Genomic DNA, 3402 nt, shown 5'->3' on the forward strand with positions numbered 1-3402 from the left:
ACTGCCGAGGCTCGCCGCCAGATCCGCCAGCACCGGCGTGGCGAACAGCGTGCGCACCTCGACCCCCAGCGCCAGCCGCCGCAGCCGCTCCATCAACTGCACCGCCAAGAGCGAGTGCCCTCCCAGTTCGAAGAAGTCGTCGTGCCGTCCGACCCGCTCCAGCCCGAGCAGCTCGGCCCAGATCTGTGCCAGCGCCGTCTCCATCTCGCCTTGCGGCGGTTCGTAGCTCCGATGCGCATACGCCTCATCCGCAGGCGGCGGCAGCGCCTGGCGATCCAGCTTGCCGTTCACCGTCAGCGGAAGCGCCGCCAGCCGCACGAACGCACTCGGCACCATGTAGTCCGGCAGCCGCGCACTCACATGCGCCCGCAACCCGCCGGCCAGATCAGAATCCTCAGCTTCGGCGGCAACGACATACGCAACGAGCCGCTGCTCGCCGCGACCATCCTCGCGCGCCACCACCACCGCCTCGCGCACCCAGGCGTGCTCGCAAAGCCGCGCGACGATCTCGCCCGGCTCGATGCGGTAGCCGCGGATCTTCACCTGGTCGTCGTTGCGGCCCAGGAACTCCAGATTGCCGTCCGGCAGATAACGCCCCAGGTCGCCGGTCCGGTACAGCCGATCGCCGTCTACAAAGGGACTGGGGATGAACCGCTCGGCTGTCAGCTCAGGGCGGTTCAGGTAGCCCCGCGCCACCCCCGCCCCGCCAATGTAAAGCTCGCCCACCGCCCCGAACGGCACGGGCGCGCCATGACCATCCAGCAGATAGACCCGCGTGTTCGCAATCGGACGGCCAATCGGGACAATGGCCTCATCAAACTCAGCCGGGCAACTCCACGCTGTAACGTCGATCGCAGCCTCAGTCGGACCGTAGAGATTGTGCAGGCTCGTCCAAGGCAATACGCGCCGAACCTTATGCACACTGGCGGCAGGAAGCGCCTCGCCGCTGCATAAAACACGCCGCAGCGATGTGCAGCGGTCAACACTCTTCGCATCCATAAAGCTGACCAGCATGGATGGCACGAAGTGAACCGTCGTGATGCGCCGGCTGATGATCAAGTCGACCAATGCATCGGGATCTCTATGCGCACCCGGCGGCGCCAGTACCAGGGTCGCCCCTTCAAGCAACGTCCAGAAGAATTCCCAGGCCGAGACATCGAAGCCAAACGGGGTCTTCTGCAAGACGACATCAGTCGCATCGAGTGCACACGCTTTTTGCATCCAGATCAGGCGATTGATAATAGCCCGGTGCTCATTCTGTACCCCTTTGGGCGTTCCGGTTGAGCCGGAGGTGTAGATCACATAGGCGAGATGGCGGGATGTGAGGCCGAGGGCGCGCGGCTCGGGATCAGAGGCGGGCAGCCCGGCCCAGGCCGGGGTGGCTGTCGTAAGATCGACCACGCTCACATCAGCCAGCGCCTCGGCGCCGAGCGCGGCGCGGCCGGCCGCATCGCAAAGCAACAGCTGCGGCGTGGCATCGCCCAGCACCTGGCGCAGCCGCTGAGACGGGTAGGCCGGATCCAGCGGCAGATAGGCGCCGCCCGCCTTCAGGATCGCCACAACCCCCACCACCATCGCCGGGCTGCGCTCCAGGCAGATCACCACCGGCTGATCCGGCCTGACCCCGAGCCCGATCAGATGATGCGCCAGTCGGTTGGCCCGCGCATTGAGCTCGCCATAGCTCAGGCGCTCGTCCTCATGGACGAGGGCGACGGCTTCGGGTGCGCGCCGGACCTGTTGCTCGAACAGTTCATGGATGCACCGCTCCGACGGATAAGGCGCCGCCGTCCGGTTCAGCTCCTCCAGCAGATACGTGCGCTCGGCGGTCGACAGCAGCTCAATCCGCCGGACCTCTTGCTGCGCATCGGCAGCCATCGCCCGCAGCAGCGCCAGCAGATAACCACGCTGCCGCTCGATCGTCGCCTGATCAAACAGCGCCGTGGCATAACCCAGCGTTCCGGCGATCTCCTCGCCATGCTCGCCAAGGCTCAGCTCCAGATCGAACTTGACCTGATCGATCCCCTCCCCGGCAGCCTCGACACTCAGCCCCGGCAGGTCCAATGACCCAACCGCATTGTTCTCCCAGGCTAGCATCACCTGGAATAACGGCGTGTGATCAAGAGCCCGGGGCGGCTGTACGATCTCCACCACCTGCTCGAACGGCAGGTCCTGATGCTCCTGCGCAGCCAGCGCCGTGCGCCGCGTCCGCTCCAGAAGCTCCGACACGCTCGGCGCGCCCGACAGGTCCAGCCGAAGCGCCAGGGTGTTGACGAAGAAGCCGATCAGTTCTTCGATCTCGCGGTGCCCCCGATTGGCGCTCGGCACGCCGATCACAAGGTCGTCCTGCCCCGACAGACGCGACAGCACCGCCGCCCAGGCCGCCAGCACCGTCATGAACAACGTGGTGCCATGCTGCAGGCTCAGCCGCTTCAGCTCCCGCGTCAAATCCGCATCGATGACGATCGGAACCGTGGCCCCGGCAAACGACTGCTGGGCAGGCCGTACATGGTCCGTCGGCAAGACAAGACGGGCCGTGCCTGCCAGGGCGTTGCGCCAATACTGCGCCTGCTTCTGCAGCCGTTCCCCCGACAACCATTGCCGCTGCCAGGCGGCATAGTCCGGATACTGGATCGCAAGCGGCGGCAAAGGATCGTCCTGCCCAGCCTCGAACGCCCGGTAAAGCTGACTGAGTTCACGCACCAGCACGCCCATCGACCAGCCGTCCAAGACGATGTGATGCTGGGTCAGCAGGAAGACGTGCTCCTCGTCGGCGGTGCGGATCAGCCGACCGCGGATCAGCGGCCCGCGCGCCAGGTCGAACGGCGTGCGCACCTCCTGCTGGCACAGCTCCGACAGCGCTGCGTCCGCATCTACCCTGTCCCGCAGATCGTGCTCAAGTACCGGCAGTCCCGCATCCGGCGGCAGAACCTCAACCCGGGGCTTGCCCTGCGGCGCGACAAAGACACTGCGCAGCGCCTCATGACGCGCAAACAGACGGTCAAGGCTACGCTGCCAGGCGCTGCGGTCGAGCATCCCGCGCAGTCGCAAGGCCAGCGGAATGTGATAGTTTGTGCTGCCTTCGTTCAGCTGCGCCAAAAACCATAGCCGCTGCTGCGCAAACGACAGCACAAGCGGCTCATGACGCGACACGACCGCAATCGACGGCAGCTCTTGCGGACCGGAGCGGCTCCACACCTCGACGATGCTTGCCGCCAGATCGGCCAGCACCGGCCTGGCGAACAGCGTCGACAGCGGCAGTTCGACCCCAACAGCCTGTGACAGCCGGCTCGACATCTGCACGGCCAAGAGCGAGTGGCCGCCCAGTTCGAAGAAGTGGTCGTGGCGCCCGATGCGCTCGACACCGAGAAGCTCGGCCCAGATCCGCGCCAGCGCCGTCTCGAC

General features: G+C 66.1%; 1 protein-coding gene. It reads right to left on the reverse strand.

Annotated elements, in window-relative coordinates; all coding sequences use genetic code 11:
* Nucleotides 1-3402 (reverse strand): non-ribosomal peptide synthetase (locus ABIB66_RS43340; RefSeq protein WP_354260080.1); only part of this gene is annotated, 3402 nt, incomplete at both ends.

The organism is Bradyrhizobium sp. F1.13.3 (assembly GCF_040548265.1).
In the GTDB taxonomy this organism is placed as follows: Bacteria; Pseudomonadota; Alphaproteobacteria; order Rhizobiales; family Xanthobacteraceae; genus Bradyrhizobium.